The organism is Alicyclobacillus sp. SO9, assembly GCF_016406125.1.
Classification (GTDB): domain Bacteria; phylum Bacillota; class Bacilli; order Alicyclobacillales; family Alicyclobacillaceae; genus SO9.
In genome coordinates this window covers 5,168,284-5,188,391 of sequence record NZ_CP066339.1, presented here as the reverse complement: position 1 = coordinate 5,188,391, position 20,108 = coordinate 5,168,284, and the positions used below count along the sequence as shown (strand labels likewise).

General features: G+C 47.8%; 24 protein-coding genes. 22 read left to right on the top strand and 2 right to left on the bottom strand.

What is annotated here, in order from left to right; translation table 11 throughout:
• The first annotated feature begins 137 nt into the window (after positions 1-137).
• The 5 genes from noc to GI364_RS24225 all read left to right on the top strand — a co-directional run bounded on the left by noc (position 138) and on the right by GI364_RS24225 (position 4,191).
• A complete protein-coding gene (gene noc / locus GI364_RS24245; protein ID WP_198851708.1) occupies positions 138-977 on the top strand; it encodes a nucleoid occlusion protein in 840 nt (279 codons plus the stop codon).
• Between the two features lie 332 nt (positions 978-1,309).
• Positions 1,310-2,080 carry a ParA family protein gene (locus GI364_RS24240; protein WP_198851707.1) on the top strand — a complete coding sequence of 257 codons (771 nt, stop codon included), beginning with the start codon at positions 1,310-1,312 and terminating at the stop codon, positions 2,078-2,080.
• On the top strand, positions 2,070-2,933 hold the full coding sequence (locus GI364_RS24235) for a ParB/RepB/Spo0J family partition protein (RefSeq protein WP_233095947.1): 864 nt from the start codon (positions 2,070-2,072) through the stop codon (positions 2,931-2,933). Before GI364_RS24240 ends, GI364_RS24235 begins: the two co-directional genes overlap by 11 nt.
• Before the next feature lie 7 nt (positions 2,934-2,940).
• A complete protein-coding gene (locus tag GI364_RS24230; RefSeq protein ID WP_198851706.1) occupies positions 2,941-3,648 on the top strand; it encodes a DUF554 domain-containing protein in 708 nt (235 codons plus the stop codon).
• A 45-nt stretch (positions 3,649-3,693) separates the two neighbouring features.
• Positions 3,694-4,191, top strand: coding sequence for a DUF4446 family protein (locus tag GI364_RS24225; RefSeq protein WP_198851705.1), 498 nt, complete (start codon positions 3,694-3,696; stop codon positions 4,189-4,191).
• Positions 4,192-4,284: 93 nt separating this feature from the next.
• Here GI364_RS24225 and yyaC read toward each other — a convergent pair whose 3' ends face one another.
• Entirely contained in the window at positions 4,285-4,908 is a 624-nt protein-coding gene (gene yyaC, locus GI364_RS24220) for a spore protease YyaC (RefSeq protein ID WP_233095946.1), read from the bottom strand.
• 105 nt (positions 4,909-5,013) lie between these two features.
• Here yyaC and GI364_RS24215 point away from each other — a divergent pair, with 105 nt between their 5' ends.
• Together GI364_RS24215 and GI364_RS24210 are read left to right on the top strand one after the other, a co-directional pair.
• Positions 5,014-5,604, top strand: coding sequence for a hypothetical protein (locus GI364_RS24215; RefSeq protein WP_198851704.1), 591 nt, complete (start codon positions 5,014-5,016; stop codon positions 5,602-5,604).
• Between the two features lie 175 nt (positions 5,605-5,779).
• Complete coding sequence (locus tag GI364_RS24210) at positions 5,780-5,986, top strand: DUF951 domain-containing protein (RefSeq protein WP_198851703.1); 207 nt, start codon at positions 5,780-5,782, stop codon at positions 5,984-5,986.
• A gap of 28 nt (positions 5,987-6,014) precedes the next feature.
• Here the strand turns inward: GI364_RS24210 and GI364_RS24205 are convergent, their stop codons facing one another.
• Positions 6,015-6,188, bottom strand: coding sequence for a hypothetical protein (locus GI364_RS24205; protein ID WP_198851702.1), 174 nt, complete (start codon positions 6,186-6,188; stop codon positions 6,015-6,017).
• A 387-nt stretch (positions 6,189-6,575) separates the two neighbouring features.
• Here GI364_RS24205 and ychF point away from each other — a divergent pair, with 387 nt between their 5' ends.
• The 15 genes from ychF to GI364_RS24130 all read left to right on the top strand — a co-directional run bounded on the left by ychF (position 6,576) and on the right by GI364_RS24130 (position 19,822).
• Positions 6,576-7,676: a redox-regulated ATPase YchF gene (ychF, locus tag GI364_RS24200; RefSeq protein WP_198851701.1), complete on the top strand. Its 1,101-nt coding sequence runs from the start codon at positions 6,576-6,578 to the stop codon at positions 7,674-7,676.
• Between the two features lie 313 nt (positions 7,677-7,989).
• Entirely contained in the window at positions 7,990-8,277 is a 288-nt protein-coding gene (gene rpsF, locus GI364_RS24195) for a 30S ribosomal protein S6 (protein WP_198851700.1), read from the top strand.
• A 19-nt stretch (positions 8,278-8,296) separates the two neighbouring features.
• Positions 8,297-8,785: a single-stranded DNA-binding protein gene (gene ssb, locus GI364_RS24190; RefSeq protein WP_198851699.1), complete on the top strand. Its 489-nt coding sequence runs from the start codon at positions 8,297-8,299 to the stop codon at positions 8,783-8,785.
• A gap of 56 nt (positions 8,786-8,841) precedes the next feature.
• The gene (gene rpsR, locus GI364_RS24185; protein ID WP_198854197.1) at positions 8,842-9,072 is read left to right on the top strand and encodes a 30S ribosomal protein S18; all 231 of its coding nucleotides are present in this window, start codon (positions 8,842-8,844) and stop codon (positions 9,070-9,072) included.
• A 212-nt stretch (positions 9,073-9,284) separates the two neighbouring features.
• Positions 9,285-9,581: a MazG-like family protein gene (locus GI364_RS24180; RefSeq protein ID WP_233096216.1), complete on the top strand. Its 297-nt coding sequence runs from the start codon at positions 9,285-9,287 to the stop codon at positions 9,579-9,581.
• A gap of 7 nt (positions 9,582-9,588) precedes the next feature.
• Positions 9,589-10,497: a DUF2232 domain-containing protein gene (locus GI364_RS24175; RefSeq protein ID WP_198851697.1), complete on the top strand. Its 909-nt coding sequence runs from the start codon at positions 9,589-9,591 to the stop codon at positions 10,495-10,497.
• Positions 10,498-10,590: 93 nt separating this feature from the next.
• Positions 10,591-11,034: a 50S ribosomal protein L9 gene (gene rplI, locus GI364_RS24170; protein WP_198851696.1), complete on the top strand. Its 444-nt coding sequence runs from the start codon at positions 10,591-10,593 to the stop codon at positions 11,032-11,034.
• A 25-nt stretch (positions 11,035-11,059) separates the two neighbouring features.
• Positions 11,060-12,439 carry a replicative DNA helicase gene (gene dnaB / locus GI364_RS24165; protein ID WP_198851695.1) on the top strand — a complete coding sequence of 460 codons (1,380 nt, stop codon included), beginning with the start codon at positions 11,060-11,062 and terminating at the stop codon, positions 12,437-12,439.
• A gap of 10 nt (positions 12,440-12,449) precedes the next feature.
• A complete protein-coding gene (locus GI364_RS24160) occupies positions 12,450-12,884 on the top strand; it encodes a hypothetical protein (protein ID WP_198851694.1) in 435 nt (144 codons plus the stop codon).
• 55 nt (positions 12,885-12,939) lie between these two features.
• Entirely contained in the window at positions 12,940-13,638 is a 699-nt protein-coding gene (locus tag GI364_RS24155; protein ID WP_198851693.1) for a response regulator, read from the top strand.
• A 5-nt stretch (positions 13,639-13,643) separates the two neighbouring features.
• Positions 13,644-15,392, top strand: coding sequence for an ATP-binding protein (locus GI364_RS24150; protein WP_198851692.1), 1,749 nt, complete (start codon positions 13,644-13,646; stop codon positions 15,390-15,392).
• The gene (gene yycH / locus GI364_RS24145) at positions 15,392-16,675 is read left to right on the top strand and encodes a two-component system activity regulator YycH (RefSeq protein ID WP_198851691.1); all 1,284 of its coding nucleotides are present in this window, start codon (positions 15,392-15,394) and stop codon (positions 16,673-16,675) included. The genes GI364_RS24150 and yycH overlap by 1 nt, the downstream gene beginning before the upstream one ends.
• Complete coding sequence (gene yycI, locus GI364_RS24140) at positions 16,672-17,508, top strand: two-component system regulatory protein YycI (protein ID WP_198851690.1); 837 nt, start codon at positions 16,672-16,674, stop codon at positions 17,506-17,508. Before yycH ends, yycI begins: the two co-directional genes overlap by 4 nt.
• Before the next feature lie 11 nt (positions 17,509-17,519).
• Positions 17,520-18,347, top strand: a complete 828-nt coding sequence (locus GI364_RS24135) for an MBL fold metallo-hydrolase (protein WP_198851689.1) — start codon at positions 17,520-17,522, stop codon at positions 18,345-18,347.
• Positions 18,348-18,496: 149 nt separating this feature from the next.
• Entirely contained in the window at positions 18,497-19,822 is a 1,326-nt protein-coding gene (locus GI364_RS24130) for a S1C family serine protease (RefSeq protein ID WP_198851688.1), read from the top strand.
• Positions 19,823-20,108 lie beyond the last annotated feature (286 nt).

The following is a 20,108-nucleotide window of genomic DNA, read 5'->3' as shown; positions in this document are numbered from 1 at the left end:
GTTGAAGTCGAATATAGCGAAGAACAGCGGAATTTGGAAAAGTAGTGTAAAGAAATCTGCCAAGGTTGGTAGAACGATGCTGATGGGTTGCGTCAAGTATCAGAGTAATTTATCAGAAACGAATCGAGGGGTAACAAATGCGAGAGGCTTGGGGTAAGATTGTCGGCATTCGCGATGGGCAAAGTGATGGTGATACAAATGTCGTGAGCATTAACGTAGAGGAAATCTATTCAAACCCTTTTCAGCCGCGCACGATTTTTAACGAAGATGCCATCCAAGAGCTTGCCCGAACGATTCAGACGCATGGGATGATTCAGCCAATCGTAGTGCGGCGTCGGAATGGGCATTATGAGCTGATTGCAGGTGAAAGACGGTGGCGAGCGGCGAAATTTCTTGGGTGGACAGTGGTTCCTGCGATTGTGAAGGAGATGAACGATGCTCAGACAGCGTCGGCAGCTTTAATTGAGAACTTGCAGAGGGAGGGGCTGACACCGGTTGAGGAAGCCGCGGCCTACCAACAGTTGTTGGAACTTCACGGTTTGACCCAAGAGAGTCTGGCGCAGAGATTGGGAAAGGGTCAATCGACGATCGCCAATAAATTAAGACTGCTTCATTTGCCGGAAGAAGTGCAGCACGCATTGATGAAGCGGGAGATAACTGAACGACATGCGAGGGCGCTTTTAGCATTGCCAAATGAAGAAATGCAAATTGGACTGCTGAAAAATTGTATTGAGTACAATTGGAATGTTAAAACGATGGAAGAACGAGTTAAGTACGCATTGGTGAATCTGGAGGGGAAAAAGGACAAAAAGAGACCCCGACGAAAAGGGCTTTCGAAGGATGTCAGACTTGCGGTTAATACAATCCGAGAATCGTTGTCTATGATTGAGAAAAGCGGGATGACTGTCAACTGTGAAGAGAAGGATGACTCGGAGTACTATGAGTTTGTAATTCGGGTACCAAAGTCGACGCAGTAAAGAAGAGTTTATATTTGGAGACGGCCTGGTTGGTTCATGACAGGACTAGGGTTTCGCTTTCCAAACTGCAGTTATCTGTGAGCGTGGGGTGGTTTGCCACCCTTTTTTTATGTGTAGAAGCGAATTGCGGGGTAAAGATTTAAATTGACGGATACTCTCTAGTACTTCGATTTACTAGCTCGTAGTTTATGATTTACATGGCAGGAATTCAGTGCTGGTTTTGTGGAAATAAAAAGGTCTATGAAAACTACTATGAAACAATCAAATCTGTTTCGTTTTGCAGTACAATGGATGTTAGTGTATGCAGCTTTACCTGTAAGGAGGGCACTTGAGTGACCGCTGGTCGAATAATTGCTGTCGCGAATCAGAAAGGTGGGGTCGGTAAGACGACAACCGCCGTGAATTTAACTGCTTCGATAGCGGAGCTAGATAAAAAGGTTCTCTTAATTGATGTGGATCCTCAAGGGAATTCAACATCCGGGATTGGGGTAAACAAGGCGGATGTAAAATACTGTGTGTATGATGTCATCATTAACGATGTTCCAGTAAAGGACGCGATTATCGACACTGGAATTCGGAACTTGTCGTTATTACCTGCTACAATCCAACTCGCAGGAGCCGAGATTGAGTTAGTCCCGACGATATCGAGAGAGGTTCGGCTGAGACGAGCAATTCAGTCGCTGCGAAATGAATACGACTATATTATCATTGACTGTCCTCCATCGTTGGGACTCTTGACAGTGAATGCCCTCACAGCTTCGGATTCTATTCTCATTCCAATCCAGTGTGAGTACTACGCTTTAGAAGGATTAAGTCAGTTATTGAATACCATCCGGTTGGTACAGAAGCATCTGAATACATCCCTTGAGGTTGAGGGGGTTGTTTTAACAATGTTGGATGCTAGGACGAATTTGGGCCTTCAGGTAATTGAGGATGTAAAGAAGTATTTTCGAGACAAGGTGTATCAAACTGTAATTCCTAGAAATGTTCGCTTGAGTGAGGCGCCTAGCTACGGTCAGCCTGTTCAACACTACGATCCTAAGTCCAAGGGTGCGGAAACGTACATGGATTTGGCAAGGGAAGTGATTCGCGTTGAAAAGTAAGCGTGGCTTAGGAAAAGGGTTGAGTGCGCTCATCCCTGAGTTAGATGTGAATGAAGAAGATCACATTGCTCTCATTGAGGTTACGGATCTTCGTCCAAATCCATATCAACCACGACGTACTTTCAACGAAGAGAAATTGCAGGAGTTGGCGGATTCTATCCGTGAACAGGGCATTATTCAGCCGCTGATTGTCAGAAGAAGTGCCGTAAAAGGGTATGATATTGTTGCTGGTGAGAGAAGATATCGAGCAGCACAAATGACAGGGTTAACAAGTGTTCCTGCTGTGGTTCGCGATTTGAGTGACGTTCAGTTAATGGAAGTTGCCGTTATTGAGAATCTTCAGAGGGAAGACTTGAATGCAATTGAAATTGCGGATGCATACGCCAATCTTCTCCACAAGTGTAACTTGACGCAGGAACAGCTGGCTCAAAGGGTGGGGCAGAGCCGGAGTCACGTAGCAAACATGTTGAGGTTACTGCAACTGCCTCAAGGGATTCGTGACCATGTTTCACGTGGAACACTGTCAATGGGACACGCCAGGGCTCTACTGGCGATAGCGGAAGAAGAGCAGCAGCAATACTTGGCCGATCGGACGGTGAAAGGCGAGTATAGTGTTCGCGAATTGGAACGCTTAATCTATAAACAAAAAGATAAACCTGTTTCACGTGAAACAGCTAAACCGCCGAAACAAAACCCTTATTTGCATTATGAAGAAAAATTTCAGCAGTTTCTTGGGACTTCAGTTAAAATCCATAGGGGGAAGAAAAGAGGAAAAATCGAGATTGAGTATTTCTCAGACGATGACTTAGACCGCATCATGGATTTATTGGTTCAACGGACAGAACAGGGGTGAACAAGGTTTGTTTCTTCTTGGCGTACTGGTGGACGCCGGCGCCATCGTTGCTGGTGCCGTCATCGGCCTCATGTTACCAGCAATACCTACCCATACGAAAAACACAATTATGCATGGACTTGCACTGGCTGTCATCCTGATTGGTCTGGGCTTTGCGTTGGCGGACCAGAAGGATATCCTAATCATTATTATCAGTCTGGTGGTTGGTGGCGTAATCGGTGAGTGGCTTGACATTGAGGGATGGTTACTCAGAGCCGGTCACTATTTGGAGGTTCGTGCCAAGTCTTGGGCAAGTGGACAGATGGCGGACGCTTTTGTGACAGCAAGCCTCATTTTCTGCGTTGGTTCCTTAGCTGTGGTCGGCGCCATTCAAAGCGGAATGAGTGGTGACAACAAGACCTTATACGCAAAGTCCTTGCTCGATTTCTTTACCTCAATCGTGTTTGCAACGACCATGGGAATAGGCGTATCATTTGCCGCTATTCCTGTTGTGCTGTATGAAGGTCTGATTGCACTTGCCGCATATTTTGCAGGTGCCGCCATCAATTCACCTCCGATTATTGCATGTCTCACAGCCGTAGGCGGATTACTTATCGTGGGCATTGGCTTCAATTTGTTCGAAATTCGCAAGATTGCCGTTGGAAACCTACTTCCTGCGCTCGTCGTTGCAGTCGTTATTAAATGGGCGCAATTGTACTTTCCGGCTCACTTTTGATTTTATTCCTTGAGAGAGAATAGAGGTCTGGAGGGACAGTACTTAATGACAATTCAATGGACACCACAAAACATATTTGCAGCAGTTGTAGCACTTGGGGCACTGCTTTCTCTTATACTGGCGCTTCTGTCCCTGGCTTCTTCGTCGGGCCTTCGGCGAAAATTCAAGCGATGGAAGAAAATTCACTCCACTGCAGATTTAGAAGAAGTGTACAGTCAAACTTTAAATCAGGTGGAGGAGCTGCGGCAGAGCTTGGCACAGATGGAATCACAATTGGATTCGCTAGAAGGCAAACTTCACAAGAAGGTCTCAACAGCGAAAATGTTGAGGTACAATGCCTTCTCTGACACAGGCAGTGATTTGAGCTACTCAGTAGCACTCTTGGATGATGAGAAAAACGGAGTTGTGCTTTCTTCGATATATGGGCGAGAAGAGTCCAGAACCTACGGCAAGCCTATCGTATCAGGAGAGTCGACATATGCCCTTACAGCAGAAGAGGAACAATTGGTACAAGGGAGAGAGGCACAAACCGTCGAGAGGTAAAATCCCTCAGACGCTCTCAATCCCAGAAGCATTTGTTTTTCATATAACGGATATGTCAGGTTATTGTGCGGGCACTCGTAGTGCCCGCATTTTCTATAATTTTCGCTCACGTGCCGGCTGTTGGTCAGTCGCTCTTGGCACCCACAATCGTATACTGTCTAACAAAGCTTCCACCACGACTTCCGTCATTTTCATTACAATTCCCAGCCGTGTATTTTGAAGTACAAAGTATTCCATAAAACCTGCCACATTCACTACACCCGTAATTGTGTAACTCCCGAATTCAGGCAGTGTCTTTTTGACTCCAGCACCAGGTCTAAGGGGCCCCTTTTCCAACACAATTTGTCCCACGTGCTCAAAGTTTCCCAAACAGGCATCAATAGCTATTAGAACCGGATTAGAGGATTTATGGATGTGATGAATGTCCTCTAGTTTTGTGCTTAAGTTGACCGCATGAACAGGGTTGTCCAGTGTCCCGTAAATCGAAATGCGTGGATGGTTCAAATTCTCTTGTAATCTGGCCCCGATGATTGGACCAAACACGTCCCCAGTTGACCTGTCTGTACCTACGCAAACAATGACGATTGGCCTTCCAGAGCAGCTTCGAAATACCTGAGTCAAACCGGACGACAACTGTCTTACAGCGTCGTCTGCATCGTACGGTACACGCAAAGGCCCATTAAACTCACGTGTGAAACTCGTTAAGCTTCCGAACAAAGGGAATCCTCCTATCGCGGAATATTCCCAGTATACGTAGAGCTAGTCTGAAATATACCTGTATAGACAAGCAAGAAGTGAAAAGCTAGAAGCGGGGGCGGGGACATGATTGACATGCTGTGTGTGGCGGAACTTGCCTGGGTGTTGATTTGGATTGGAACGAGGCCGCGGTGGAGGGCACTACTGTACACCATCGGGATATTTATCTCCGCAGTCACTGCGTATAACATTTCAGGATGGTTGGAAAACACCCTTACGCCAGTGTCTAGTCAAGTATTCCATTGGCTGCGAGAACACGTGAACACCAGGGCGCAGTCCGTTGTCATCGGACACTTTTTACCGCCGCAATCTGCATGGACTGGCGGACACATCCCGGTCCAATGGATTGCCCATTCAGTTCTAAAAAGCATGCTGTTCTTTGCGATAACGGGTTCCGTCTTTCTGGTATTTGTTATTCTTGGACAACTTGTATCAGCCTTATGGGACCTCGCCCCGCCGGTCGTTCCGACGAAATGGATTCCATCGAGCATGCTGTTAGGTCTCATAAGCGCTGTCTACCTCACACTTTTGACCGTAGAGACTGTTGGCAACCTCGCCTGGATCAAAGACTTCTCAATTCTACAAGGGCTTTTGTCCCAATCTCTGCTAGCACACCTGACTGGCAGGCTGCTCACATTGCTTCAGTTGTATACCTAACAGTTCCATTGTCCGCCGCACGTGCGTAGACGACAAGAACTAATTGGCAACTTAGGTTATCTCGCATCACTTGATGCAGGGACTCTGTGGAGATACTTCTGTCTGGTCTTTCCGGCTTACAGAGCGTATGCTATAGTGCATACAAAAACCGCTGGCAGGGAGATGGGATGTGCGAATGGCAGGGGACAGTTACGAGTTGAACGATGTCGTCCAACTGAAAAAACCTCATGCCTGCGGTGGAAACCGCTGGCTTATCATCAGATTGGGAATGGACATTCGGGTAAAGTGTGAGGCGTGCGGTCATAGTGTCCTCATTCCGCGTTCACGTTTCAATCGCATCGTTAAGAAGAAATTGTCGGATGACACAAAGCCGACAGCCTAAACAGATACATTTCACTGCAATCTGCACCCTAAACGATATCACAGCCAACATGCTGCGCCATACTGAAATGAGAGAGAAGATGAAAGAGGCCAAACAAAACAGGTTGGGCACCGGCAACTGTGGCATTCTTTGTTTCACGGGAAACACTTTTCTCTTCCATTAAAGCCGCTTTTCTAAAGCCGCTTTTCGACTTCACTGTCACAAAACGAGCCCTCCACAGTGGAAGGCTCATCCGCACCAATAACGGTGCTAAGCGCATGATGACATATGACGTGATGGCGACTCGCGTCGCTTGTTCGGGTACAACTCGACGGCCAGTCCGCGTGTGACAAGTTTGCGGCGTCTAAGTCGTCTCAGGAGACGTTTCAACATGGCCGATCCCCCCTTTTATAATAATTCTTACCCAAATCCAAGCTTTTTACCAGTCTAACACACTCTGCTGCAGGAGTGCCTGACCAGTTCACATGCGATTACTCCATCATATGTACAACACTCATGCAATAGCTAATGAATTTGCACTCTCCGTTATTGTTTCACTCAACCGGATTGCTATAATGAAGGCTGCAGGAGAGATCAGAGAGGTGACTTTATGCCATTACAAGCAGGAATCGTTGGACTCCCGAATGTAGGGAAATCTACGCTGTTCAATGCCATTACAAACGCAGGCGCCGAGGCAGCCAATTATCCATTTTGCACAATTGACCCCAACGTGGGTGTTGTAGAAGTCCCAGATGCCCGCCTTACAGGTCTCGCCGACATCGTCCACCCCAAAAAAATAGTTCCCACTACCTTTGAATTTGTGGATATTGCAGGCCTAGTTGCAGGTGCTAGCAAAGGGGAGGGCCTTGGCAACAAATTTCTAGGACACATCCGCGAAGTCGACGCGGTGATCCACGTTGTCCGATGTTTTGAAGACGGAGAGGTAACCCATGTTTCCGGGTCTGTCGACCCAATTCGAGACATTGAGACAATTGAATTGGAATTGGTGCTTTCAGATTTGGAATCAGTTCAGCGGCGACTGGACAGAACGCGGAAAAACATGAAGTCTGGAGACAAAAAGTATCGAATCGAGGCTGAATTTCTAGAACGCTTGGAAGCAACGCTATCTGACGGAAGCGCAGCCCGTTCACTTGAAATTAGCGAGGATGAGCTTGAGTTTTTGCGGGACTTGCCCTTGTTGACATTGAAGCCAATTTTGTACGTTGCGAACGTAGGTGAAGGAAGCCTTCAAGCTTCAGACGATAATCCTCACGTGGCTAAAGTCAAAGAGAGAGCCAGAGAACAACAAGCTGAAATTGTGGTTGTCAGTGCACAGGTAGAAGCAGAGATAGCGGAGCTCGATGTAGAGGACAAGTTGTCCTTTTTGAGGGACCTAGGTCTGAAGGAATCAGGATTGGACAGGCTCATTAAGTCTGCTTATCAGTTGCTCGGTCTCTCCACGTATTTTACGGCAGGAGAGCCGGAGGTTCGTGCTTGGACCATTGAGACAGGAACCAAAGCTCCCCAAGCGGCCGGGAAAATACACAGTGACTTCGAAAAAGGCTTCATTCGCGCAGAAGTAGTGGCCTATGAAGACCTCATTACTACCGGATCTTATGCAGCTGCACGGGACTCAGGTAAACTTCGACTAGAAGGCAAAGACTATGTCGTCCAGGACGGCGACGTGATGCATTTTCGTTTCAATGTCTAGAATCGCTGTCTAGAATCGGTCAGTACTTCACTTATACACTCAAATCCATGAACTTGCAGTTCTAGGTCTTCACCATCCGGCCACGTTCACATTGACCTGTCACTGGGCTGCGGCAGCCCTATGAAAATAGCTTGCAGTGAAAGGGCCGATTGCCTAGTTTACACTGTCCTTATACGGGCAAAATCATTTTTAAGTTGTACAATGTATGCGCCTGTGGTATCATTTTGCATTGGCACGTTTTAAACACTTATAATCGCGCCGATCCTTGCTCTGCTAAAGTGGCAGGGCCATAGACCAGAAGGAGGTGACAGGGATGCGCCAGTATGAGACCATGTATGTCCTCAAACCGGATCTCGAGGCCGAGCAAACGGCTGAGCTGGTGGAAAAATATCAATCCCTCGTAACGGAGCACGAAGGCCAAATCGACGAGCTCCAGGAAATGGGCAAACGCCGATTAGCATACGAGATTGATAAATACCGTGAGGGTTACTATGTGCTGATGCAATACACAGCGGATACCGACTTTACGAAGGAGCTGGAACGTATCATGAGAATTGAAGACAGCATTCTTCGGTATCTCACGGTACGTTTGGGCGAATAGATTCGTCTGGAGGGGTAGTATGCTGAATCGGATTGTTTTAATTGGTAGACTTACGCAGGATCCTGACCTTCGCTACACCAACAGCGGGACAGCTGTGGCAAACTTCACACTGGCTGTGGACCGTATGCGGGCTAACCAGAACGGGGAGAGGGAAACAGATTTCGTCCCTATCGTTGTGTGGCAGAAACAAGCTGAGATTTGCGCTCAATATCTCCACAAAGGTCGACAAGCGGCCGTAGATGGCAGACTGCAAATTAGAAGCTTTGAAAATCGAGAGGGTCAAAAAGTCAAAATCGCAGAAGTGGTGGCGGAGTCAGTCCGCTTTCTTGACCGGGGTGATCCACAGAACTCTGGCACCATGTATGGCTCCCAACAGAAGCCGTCGGGCTCAGGGACCAGTTCAGATAACAGACAGGCAGAGCCTGCCAAGTCTCAGCGATTTGAAGACGATCCATTTGCTGATGATAGTCAAACAATTGATATTTCTGATGATGATTTGCCCTTCTAACGGGTGACACTCGGTATCAAATAGAAGCACAATCATTGCGACGAGGAGTGATTAGCATGCCGCGAAGAGGTCGAGGCGGTAAGCGTCGTAAGGTGTGCCAGTTCTGTGTGGATCAGATTAAAGTAGCCGATTACAAAGACACAGGTCGGTTGCAAAAGTTCCTCACGGATCGGGGCAAGATTCTTCCCCGGCGCATCACCGGCAACTGCGCACGCCATCAACGCCAAGTAACGACGGCGATTAAGCGCGCGCGTCAAGTGGCGCTCTTACCTTATACAACGGAGTAAATCGGACAGGACGAGAGGCTTGACGCTTCTCGTCCTTTCGTGCATTAACCAGACCCCTTGGGTTGTTCCTTGAAATGGGCAGGATTCAAAGGTTACATTGTGGAATATAGACCTAATTGACTGGTGATGGGACACCCGTGCTTGCTGACACGCAGGCAAGGCAAATATACGCATCAGCTTACCTTATAAAGGAGGGCAATACTGTGAATAACATGGAACCGCACATGCAGATTGCCCGCAAGATCCGCTCTATAGAAACGGTCAAGATTGAACTGTTGCAGCAAGTCACGGAGGTCTATCGAGGTGTACATTCAGGAAACCAACGCGAAGTCCAACAGGCGCTCGGAGCTCTCATTGGGGTTGCCTACGTGCTAGGAGTACAACTCGGTTTTTCTCCTGCTGAAATTGAGCGCAACATCGACGTGAATGTGTTAGGAACGATTATCCCAGATGAAGCGGATACAGCAGGGGCTGAAAAACTCAAACGACATTTTCATAACAAGAGGTAACGGATAATTGGACTATAAACCGATGGATCGGGAAACAGGCATTGCTCTGGTAATGTATATACTGTTGCTATCGCTTGGATTACTTCCCGGATTTTCAGTTTTGACACTCTGGCTTCTGCCGGCCCCCATAGTTGCACTAACAATTTTGAGAAGCAGACGAACCGGTTTCATCTTATCGCTGATTGCTTCTGCTGCACTTGCACTTACTGGTTTGGGATGGCTTGCGGTCTTACTTGCAATGGCGTTTTATTTTTTGGCGTGGTCTGTGAGCGAACAACTCACGAGACAGGTTTCATTTTTCGGCCCCCTTATTACCTTTATACTTGTTCTGATAATGCTGGAATTAGTACTGCTGGCCTTGCTCCGATACACGGGTATCGATATTCTTGGAGCGTTGAGCTCAGAGGTTTCCAGAACCTTTACACAGGAAAGTCAGGCACTAGGGTTGTCTTCCTCCAATGCCGATACGATTATCAAGCAGATGCAGAGTTTTATCACACTAATGTTCCCTGCCCTGCTTGCCATTATCGCGATTGTCCTATCGATGGCTAATATGGTCATACTGAAATGGTTATTGCGGGACACCGTGCAAATTTCTATTTTGAGCAAGTGGAACTTACCATACTCTGTTTTAATGACATATCTTCTCAGCCTGCTGTTGCTCCTGTTTAATGCCTTTAAAGGAAACCATGTCTTGTGGCAAACTTTGAATAGCATTGAACTTATCGGCGCTTTCCTAGTAGGCATTCAGGGTCTGGCGTTAATCTGGAGAAAACTGTATCAAAACCGGATTCGCTTTTTGGTTTTGATTCTTCTCATCATAGGGACTACGGTTCAATTTATCTCTATGGCTTTAATCATTATTGGTGTCTTTGACATTGCCAATCGAGCGCGCCATAACATTGAGAAAAAATAGAGTAGACCTTCCAATAAACATGTGCTGGCAATGCCATAATGAGAACTACTGTCTCAGAGGCAGATGGACATCTTCCAGAAAGGGGTTTGTTTCATGAAGGTAATCCTGTTAACGAACGTGAAGGGTCAGGGTCAAGAGGGAGACGTGGTTGATGTCTCACCGGGATACGGCAGAAATTACTTATTACCCAGGAAACTTGCAGTAGAAGCTACGGAAGCGGCAATGAAGGAGCTTCAAGACAAAAAGAAAGAAGAGCAGCGCTTGGCTGCAGCGGAGAAACGTGCTGCAGAGGAACTGGCCTCCAAGCTGGAGACTCATCGCGTGGCGATTACCACGCAGGCGGGTGAGGGCGGTCGATTGTTCGGAGCTGTAACGACCAAGCATATTGCAGATGCTCTTGAACAACAGGGGTTCAATGTTGACAAGCGGAAGATTCAATTATCGGAGCACATCAAGTCTTTAGGCACCCACAAGGTCCAAATCAAATTGCACCCTGAAGTTACTGCCACGGTCAACGTAGATGTACAGGAAGGTTGAGCAATGACTAAGGGAGTAGAGCAAAATGAGTGAAAGTGCAGCGCGGTCACCAGAACCCAACTTGAATCTGGATACAATTCGCATGCCGCCCCACAACATTGAAGCTGAACAAGCGGTTTTGGGCGCTATGTTAATTTCCAGTGAAGCAGTCTCTGAAGCTGCAGAGTGGCTGGAACCGGATGATTTCTATACCAATGGACACCAACACATTTTTCGCGCCATGCGTGGAATTTACGAAAACGGAAATCCGGTTGACGTTGTTACGGTCATTGAAGCTCTTCAGAAACATGAGGGAGTCTTGGAGAGTCTTGGCGGCTCTGAGTATGTCATCAATCTAGCCGCAGCGATGCCGACAGTGCTTCACGTGGAACATTATGCAGCAATCGTTCGCGAAAAGGCGTTGCTGAGAAGAATTATTCAAGTCTCCCAGGAGATTGGGACAGCCTCTTTCCGAGCGGATTCTGATGCTGAAGATGTTTTGGCAGAGGCAGAAAGAAAGATCCTCGATTTGTCGCAGAACCAGCGTGTCCGCGATTTTACTCACATCGGAGACGTGCTCGAAACAACCTATGAGCAAATTGAGCAGTTGTTTGAAAACGAGGGCAAACTTACGGGTGTGCCAACGGGCTACAGTGAATTGGACAGGATGACAAGCGGGTTCCAAAAGTCGGATTTGATTATTGTAGCTGCGCGGCCGTCCGTGGGTAAGACAGCGTTTGCTCTGAACATTGCTCAGAATGTGGCCGTTCGCGCTGGCCAAGCCGCTGCAATCTTTAGTCTAGAAATGGCCAAGGAGCAACTTGTCCAACGTATGCTGTGTGCTGAAGCCTACATTGACAGTCACAAGCTTCGCACAGGCACGTTGGAGGATGAAGATTGGCCGAGGCTGTCAATGGGGGTCAGTACCTTGGGCAGCGCCCCGATTTACATTGACGACACGCCGGGCATCACAGTTCCAGAAATGCGAAGCAAGTTGCGCAGACTGAAATCGCAGTATGGGTTAGGGTTTGTCGTGATTGATTATCTACAGTTGATTCATGGACGAAGAGGTTCCGGCGAAAATAGACAACAGGAAATCTCCGAGATCTCTCGAATGTTAAAACAGATGGCGAGAGAGTTGGAAGTGCCAGTGGTCGCGTTGGCCCAGTTGAGTCGGTCAGTCGAGCAGAGGCAGGACAAGCACCCGATGCTCTCCGACATTCGTGAGTCAGGGAGTATTGAGCAGGATGCTGATATTGTTGCATTTTTGTATCGTGACGATTACTATGATCCCGAATCAGAGAAGAAAAACATTGTCGAAATACTGATTGCGAAGCAAAGAAATGGTCCTACAGGAACAGTGGAGCTTGTTTTTCTGAAAAACTACAACAAATTCGTAAATCTAGAGAAGGCTCATAGCGAGTAAGGTGACAGGATTGACGCCACAAACAGATAGCAGGTTAACCAGGGGTGAGCACCAAAAGCAGCTTGCGCGGCGCAGAAGAATGATCCGTAAACGCCGACGCAGCAGGGTTCGGCGTGTACGTATGCTGAGGTCTGTACAAACAACTCGCTTTTGGATACGTACTTTTACTGTTCTGGCTATCTTGCTTTGTGTGGCCTTCTGGTCTCGCTACGCCTACGTATACGATGTACCGGCATACGCTCAGCGGGGTGAGCTAGTTGGAGTCAATGCCTATATTACACGAAAGTCATGGTGGTTCGGACCGCCTGTGTTCGATTTAAGCAGTTACCAAACTGCTTCAATGAATCCCCTTGAACGCGACAAATACTCCACGTTACTGCACAATTTAGGTCGGTATCAGACCGTTGTCAAAAGTCCGAGATTCGTCTGGGTGCACCGTCATTAAAGGATAGGTTGGCCCAGTACTGCTGGCAGAGCTCACAGGCATAGGAGGCAATGAGATGTTTACGGTTTTGGTGGTGGAGGACGAAGAACCGATTGCCAATATACTGAAGTTCACACTGGAGCGGGAAGGGTTTGAAGTCATCACCGCCTTTGATGGTGAAGAGGCCGTCAGCATGGCCAAAGCTTATGAACCGGACCTGCTCCTGTTAGACATTATGCTTCCTGAAAAAGACGGATTTGAAGTCTGCCGCGAAATACGCAATTTCAGCATGGCCCCAGTCATTATGCTTACGGCTCGAGATTCAGAAGTGGACAAGGTCCTAGGATTGGAAATCGGTGCCGATGATTATGTGACCAAACCTTTTAGCGGCAGGGAACTGGTTGCGAGGGTCAAGGCGAATCTTCGCAGACAGTGGCAAGACCAAGACAATCATCAAGACCAAAACTCAAACCGCAGGCTTTTCATCGGTGATGTTGTAATTGACCTTAACCTCTATGAAGTGAAAAAGTCAGGCACGGACATCCCCTTGACACACCGCGAGTTTGAACTGCTGGCCACCATGGCAGCTCATCCCGGAATGGTCTATACCCGAGACCAACTGTTAACAGACGTTTGGGGAGACGACTATGAAGGGGACCTCCGTACCGTGGACGTGACAGTGCGGCGTTTGCGGGAAAAACTCGAGACGGACCCTAGTCAACCTCAATACGTTCTGACGAAACGCGGGGTCGGATACTTTGCAGCGCGGAGGTAACACAGATGTGGCGTAGTATTCGCGTCAAACTAGTCTTCGTTTATCTTCTGCTTATCCTGTTTGCTCTGCAACTCGTTGGAGCCTACTTCGTCAGGACATTGAACTCTTCTCTGCTGAACGGGGAAACCGCCAATGTGGAGCGGCAAGCAAAGCTTCTTGCAACCATCGTCGCACCGCAACTCGCAAATTCAAAGAAGAATCCAGGTGACATATCCTCGCTTTTGTCTTCGTTCCCGCAACAGTTAAGCGGCATCGTATATATTCTTGATAAGCGAGGCATTGTTCAGGACACCTCTGCAGGTACCGCTTTGGTTGGACAAAAGCGCATTGACTCCATTGCAACACAAGTTCTCGTGGGTAAGAAGAAGGTGGCTGGTATTCGCTACGACCCCCAGAATGGAGACCACATTTTGGCGGTTGCAGTTCCCATCACGTTTCACAAGAAGTTTGTTGGGGTGGTTGAGGATGTCGTTCCAATTCAAAGCACGTACACGACAGTAAGAAAGGTCACGACAATCTTTTATACTACCAGTGCGGCTGTGCTTCTGATTACCGTTCTACTCACCATCATTCTCTCGAGAACCATCACGAAGCCGGTTCTGGATGTGACGATACAGGCCAGAGGTATGGCTGCAGGGGATTTCAGTCAGCGAGTCGAGGCGGACAATGAGGACGAACTCGGTGACTTGGGGAAAGCCATTAACCACCTTGCCGATCACCTTGAAAAAGCGTTGGAGGACAATCGACGCGAACGGGATCGGCTGCGCGCGGTCATTACGTACATGGGAGACGGCGTGGTAGCATTTGCTGCAAACGGAGATACCATGTTTGCAAACGAAGCGGCTGTTAGAGTATTCCCCGAGGGAAATGAAGACCTAAAACATGCGGCAGATCGGCTGGGCCTTCGAGACGAAATGGCACAAGGTGTTGAAGAGAAAAGTATCGTGCGAAGCCTTGGTAAAGCACTGTTGCATGTTCACATGACTGCACTCAAACAAAACAGAGAGTTGACCGGTTACGTTGCCGTTATTCGGGATATTACCGAGCAAGAGAAGCTGAATGAGTCTAGGCGAGACTTCGTTGCAAACGTATCCCATGAACTACGAACACCTCTTACAAGTATCAAATCATATCTGGAAGCGCTGCGCGAAGGCGAAGACACGATTGATGAGGTGACACGGTCACAATTTCTCGCCGTTTGCGAACAAGAAACGGACAGAATGGTACGTCTAACAAGGGACTTACTGCAGTTGTCCGGACTTGAGACCAAGAAAGTCAAGTCTTCTGCAATCAGAATTCCCGTACGACGTTGGGTAGAAGATGCATTACAGAGATTGGCACTTCAAATTAAAGAGCAGAAAATGAACATTCAGTACAATGTTGCACAACACCTCCAAATCTATGGTGACAAGGACCTGCTAGATAGAGTGATGGACAATGTCTTGGGGAATGCGCTGAAATATACACCGGCAGGGGGCAGCATTAGGATTTCCGCCAAGGCTGCAAACGCGCACTTGAACATACAAATTGAAGACACTGGCATCGGAATTCCAAAAGATGACCTTGAGCACGTATTCGAGAGATTTTATCGTGTTGATAAAGCGCGATCACGCAGGAAAGGCGGAACAGGCCTGGGACTTGCTCTCGCAAGGGAAATTATTGACCTTCACGGAGGCAGAATTACGATTACGAGCGAACTAAACAGAGGAACGACCGTTACGATTATTCTGCCGCTAAACGAGGAGAGGACATAATGCTGCTGCGACGGTTGAAAACGCTGTTGTTATTTCTCCTGGCCGGACTCAGTTTGTTGCTCAGTTACTTCATTTGGCATGGAAGTTGGCTTGGTCCAACAGAAGTGGGGTTCAGTACGTCCTCTGGACGTTCAACCGATTCGACGACACCCACATTGCAACAGGTAACAAGGCCAACTCAAGTTATCGTGAGTACTGGGAAACCTGCGCAAAACAGCGTTGCTTTGCCCGGCAGCGGCGAGTACAACAGATGGATGACGATGTTGAGCACACTCAGTGTCTCTAATTTGAGACTGCGCTCAAATTTCTCTCCGGCATCTGTCGCCAGGTCTGCCGTATTTAAGTTCGGTGTCACACTGAATCGCGACAATGTAAGCCAGTTTGTCCCGTCCATTGCATCTACAGCATTTACACCGCCGACAAGTCAAATCATTCTGTTTCAGCAATCGTCCGGAGCCCACAAGGTTCAAATCGCTCTTTTAGCCGGGCCGCAGACTTATGTGGGAACGACAGATATTGATCCTTCGCATTTTACTCACATTATTGGTGACGAAATCAAAACGAACCCGTGGCTGATGCTCGATAGGAGCACTTATACACTCGTTCCGAAACAATCGTACTCTGTTAAGAAATACACAGTTAGTCTGGAACAACCTACGTTGTTGCTTTTGGTTCACTCATTCTTTGTCAACACGCAAGCCTTGACCCGGATTCAAGAAAATAAGGGACGAGTCATTTGGACAGACGGCAGCAGGGCTGTGCAGTGGAATACACACGCACGCCAACTGACGTTTGAAGACCCAAATGCTGCTTCCGGGGAAGCCGGCCAGCAGGGCTCTGTCTCAGCGATTCTGAATTACCTGACCAACCACGGAGGGATTCCAAAAAACTCAATGGTGAAGCTGGGGGAGAATACGTATCAGACAAGCTTTGTGTTTCAGTCTATCTTCAACGGGCTTCCTATACTAAATACAGCGCAGCAGTACCGCATTTCCCTTGACAACGGTCACATTGTGACGTACCAACGGCCGCTGATTAACATCGCGGGCACGAGTCATTCCAGCACAGTAAAGACAATCTCTTCGAGTCAACTCACGAAAACCTTGGCCAGCCTCAATTTATCCTTGCAGAGTGTCACTCCGCAACTTGGCTACGACTTGAAGATGAAGGGAAGCAACACAGGCATTTTAGAGCCAGTCTATCAAATTTACGCGGACGGCGAACTGAAGGCTACGATTGATGCCGTAACCGGATTGGTCATAAAGGGAGGGGCAAATTCATGAACTGGGAAACTGCAAAGACGTGGTTAATTGTTGTTTTCCTTCTGCTCGACCTCCTGTTAGGCTGGCAATATGTACAGTCGCGGCAGGCCACGAAAGGCTATATCGAATCTCGTACAGACTTGATTGCCAACACAAAAACCTTGTTGGCTCAACATGATTTTAGTCTTAAGGCCAGCATTCCACAAACTCATCCAAATTTGCCGTCGCTCAAGGCAAAGACAGCAAATTTGAATCTGCACCAATTGGCAAAGCAGTTATTCCCCAATGCAAAAAGCTTCTCTTTCAATCAACAGGCGGGCATCGTCAATGTCGACAAGCAAAAGATAAAAATCAATGAGCCAGGCACATGGACAGTGACACTCAATCCACCGAAACAAATCTCGAATTCGGATAATGCCGCTTTACTGGCACTGTCGGGAAACAAGTACAAGCAAGACGCAACGCTCACTGGCACACATAATTGGATATTCGAAGAGAACTTTCAAGGACTTCCGATGTTTGATGCACCGTTGGACGTGCAGCACAAAAACGGGGCGGCCACTGGGTTTCAGCAGACCCTTTATAGTAATGTTCAGGTGGTAGGGACACCCAAACCCACGATCTCTGCATTGGATGCGCTGAACAGTCTCGCCAACAACACGGTGGACAAATCCTCTCAGGGGCAAGATAATGTGATACAGGAAATCGACTTGGGGTACGCCCTCAAAGCTCCGAGCAATGTCTCAAGTTCCACTGTTTCGTCTAACTACTGGTTCCCTGTATGGCGCATTGTCACTGTCAACAACGTCTACTACATTAACGCATTCACTGGAGAAATTGAAACACCATCCTAGGAGGAACTCGCGTGTTAGAGTTTAGTGTCTTGGCAAGCGGAAGCTCTGGAAACTCACTTTATCTGCAAACTGAATCGACGAAAATCCTATTAGACGCAGGCATCAGCGGTAAACAAATTCGAACCCGTCTGGAAACTGTGGGCGCTAGTCCGTTAGATGAAATAGATGCTATATTGCTGACTCATGAACATATCGATCACGTTCGCGGACTCTCACAGGTCATCAAACATTCCACAGCACCCGTATATGCTACGGAGGGGACCTGGTCCGGGTCCGGTACAAAAGTGAATCCAGAAAGCTTTGACATAAATCGCTGGCACCGAGTTCAGGATAAGGACACCCTTACCATAGGAGATATTACCGTAACAACCTTCGCCGTTTCTCACGACGCAGAAGAACCCGTTGCATTTCGCTTTGACAGCAACGGTGAGTCGTTGGCCGTCGTCACCGACCTAGGATATATGAGTGACACCATCAAATCTGTCTTAACAGGATGCCATACATACATATTAGAGACAAATCACGATGTGGACATGCTTCGAGCAGGCCGTTATCCGTGGAGTGTCAAGAGAAGAATACTCAGTGATAAAGGCCACTTGTCAAACCACGACGCAACACTAGCCCTCGCAGACCTATTAGGAACAGACGAAGTCTCCGTATACCTGGCTCACCTGAGTGAAGAAAATAATCAAAGAGATTTGGCCGAGTTGACCGTTGAGTCTTTGCTTCATGAGATTAAACCGCATTACAAAGACCAGACGCGCTTGCATCATACCAGCAGACATGAGCCTACACCCCTGTGTCGAGCCGTCTCACCGTTCGTACCACGTAGTCAGTAGTCAGTCAGTAGAGCCGAAGCAGTCCGCCTGCACAAGGTTCTCAGTGCGTTTTCAGCAGGCCTTCAGTGACCCTTTCTTTGGAATAGTTGGCACATACTCAGGACAAACTGAGTTTGTGCATGGCTAGGATGAAGAAGGGGGAAACGTGCATGGGCTACTACAACACGAATAAACACATTAAGAGGAAACACGCTGCGTCAATCAAAGTTCTGCGTTGGACCAGCGTTGCGGCAGTGTCTGCATTGGCGGGTGCAGGGCTTGCTATAGTTGCCTATCCAAACGTGCAAGGACGGCATTCACTTGAGACTTCCACTATGTATTCTACAGCTGAAAAAGTACAACTCGGGAAAGTACCATTTGGAAAAGTACCACTTGGGAAGGTACCATCCGGGGAGGTTCCCACTTCTGCGGATATGTCGGTGCACAGCGGGATTATCCGAGCCGTTAAGAAAGTGGAGCCAGCGGTCGTCGGAATTGTCAATTATAAACGGGTCAGTGACTTTTTCACTCAACAATCGAAATTGCAAGCGAACGACGTAGGCTCTGGTGTCTTGATAAGCAAAGACAAGAAGCACGGTTTTTTTGTAACAAACAATCACGTGGTTCAAGGTGCGGCCAAAGTTGAAGTGGTGTTGAAAAAGGGAAAGCACGTCACTGCCACTGTGGTCGGAACAGACCCATACACTGATTTAGCCGTTATCAAGGTACCAGAGAAGGACGTCAAGGGCGTTTCCCCCGTAGTATTTGCAAATTCAGACAAGCTTCAAGTCGGTGAACCTGCCATAGCAATTGGATCGCCAATGGGCTTGGACTTTGAGGATTCCGTTACTTCAGGTATCGTCAGTGCACGGGGCCGAGTGATGCCGGTCGAGCAACCCAATGATCCGCAGCACAATGTGCTCGATTATCAGACCGTCATTCAAACGGATGCGGCAATCAATCCAGGTAACAGCGGCGGGCCATTGCTGAACATTAATGGAGAAATCATCGGTATCAACAGTAGTAAAATTGTTGACCCAACTGTGGAAGGAATGGGATTCGCTATTCCATCCAATGAAGTTCAAAATATAGCTGGCCAGATAATGCGCACAGGTCATGCAGCTCATCCCTCAATCGGCATTGAGGGAATCTCACTCACCACAATTCCAGAAGAATGGTGGCCCGATGTTCCCGTTGACTACGGAGTTTGGGTTCGATCCGTCTTGTCCAGCGAAACAAAAGCAGGCGGACTGAAAGCTCAAGATGTGATTGTAGGCTACAACGGCAAGACTGTAAAAACTATGGCTGACCTTCGCACCTACTTGTTTCAATCAAAACCGGGACAAACCATAGAGCTTAAGGTCTATCGCGGAACCAAGCCATTTATCTTAAAAGTAAAACTCGGAAGAATGGAGTCGCCAAACACAACACATCACTCGGCACAATCGACTGCTCCTGATTCCTTTTCTTCAATTCCCAGCCTCTTCGGGGAGTAGGGAAGTTCAACGGAATACGAGTACGGTAAACCTTATTAAGTAACCAATGCCAATGGGATTTACAAGTCACACCGTGGCGGACTGTTTGGGGCCTTTTTAAAGGCCCTCTTTTATAAGGCCAGGCCTCCTTTGAATCGTCTTTTGTCGGCATCTTTTTCTTCACATGGAGCTGTTTGCTACAATAACGGTATTACCAAGGTAAAAACAGCGCGACACTACTAAAGCTTTCCGCTTATTTTTCATCTTTTCGTTAATTTTTCGGACAGGCGCAGAATTCGATGACCGA

Coding starts and splice junctions, on each gene's coding strand:
- rpsR (WP_198854197.1), top strand. CDS start 8,842: ATGCCGCGAAGAGGTCGAGGCGGTAAGCGTCGTAAGGTGTGCCAGTTC.
- ssb (WP_198851699.1), top strand. CDS start 8,297: ATGCTGAATCGGATTGTTTTAATTGGTAGACTTACGCAGGATCCTGAC.
- GI364_RS24150 (WP_198851692.1), top strand. CDS start 13,644: ATGTGGCGTAGTATTCGCGTCAAACTAGTCTTCGTTTATCTTCTGCTT.
- dnaB (WP_198851695.1), top strand. CDS start 11,060: ATGAGTGAAAGTGCAGCGCGGTCACCAGAACCCAACTTGAATCTGGAT.
- rpsF (WP_198851700.1), top strand. CDS start 7,990: ATGCGCCAGTATGAGACCATGTATGTCCTCAAACCGGATCTCGAGGCC.
- ychF (WP_198851701.1), top strand. CDS start 6,576: ATGCCATTACAAGCAGGAATCGTTGGACTCCCGAATGTAGGGAAATCT.
- GI364_RS24155 (WP_198851693.1), top strand. CDS start 12,940: ATGTTTACGGTTTTGGTGGTGGAGGACGAAGAACCGATTGCCAATATA.
- GI364_RS24130 (WP_198851688.1), top strand. CDS start 18,497: ATGGGCTACTACAACACGAATAAACACATTAAGAGGAAACACGCTGCG.
- yycI (WP_198851690.1), top strand. CDS start 16,672: ATGAACTGGGAAACTGCAAAGACGTGGTTAATTGTTGTTTTCCTTCTG.
- rplI (WP_198851696.1), top strand. CDS start 10,591: ATGAAGGTAATCCTGTTAACGAACGTGAAGGGTCAGGGTCAAGAGGGA.
- GI364_RS24215 (WP_198851704.1), top strand. CDS start 5,014: ATGATTGACATGCTGTGTGTGGCGGAACTTGCCTGGGTGTTGATTTGG.
- GI364_RS24225 (WP_198851705.1), top strand. CDS start 3,694: ATGACAATTCAATGGACACCACAAAACATATTTGCAGCAGTTGTAGCA.
- yycH (WP_198851691.1), top strand. CDS start 15,392: ATGCTGCTGCGACGGTTGAAAACGCTGTTGTTATTTCTCCTGGCCGGA.
- GI364_RS24210 (WP_198851703.1), top strand. CDS start 5,780: ATGGCAGGGGACAGTTACGAGTTGAACGATGTCGTCCAACTGAAAAAA.
- GI364_RS24180 (WP_233096216.1), top strand. CDS start 9,285: ATGGAACCGCACATGCAGATTGCCCGCAAGATCCGCTCTATAGAAACG.
- noc (WP_198851708.1), top strand. CDS start 138: ATGCGAGAGGCTTGGGGTAAGATTGTCGGCATTCGCGATGGGCAAAGT.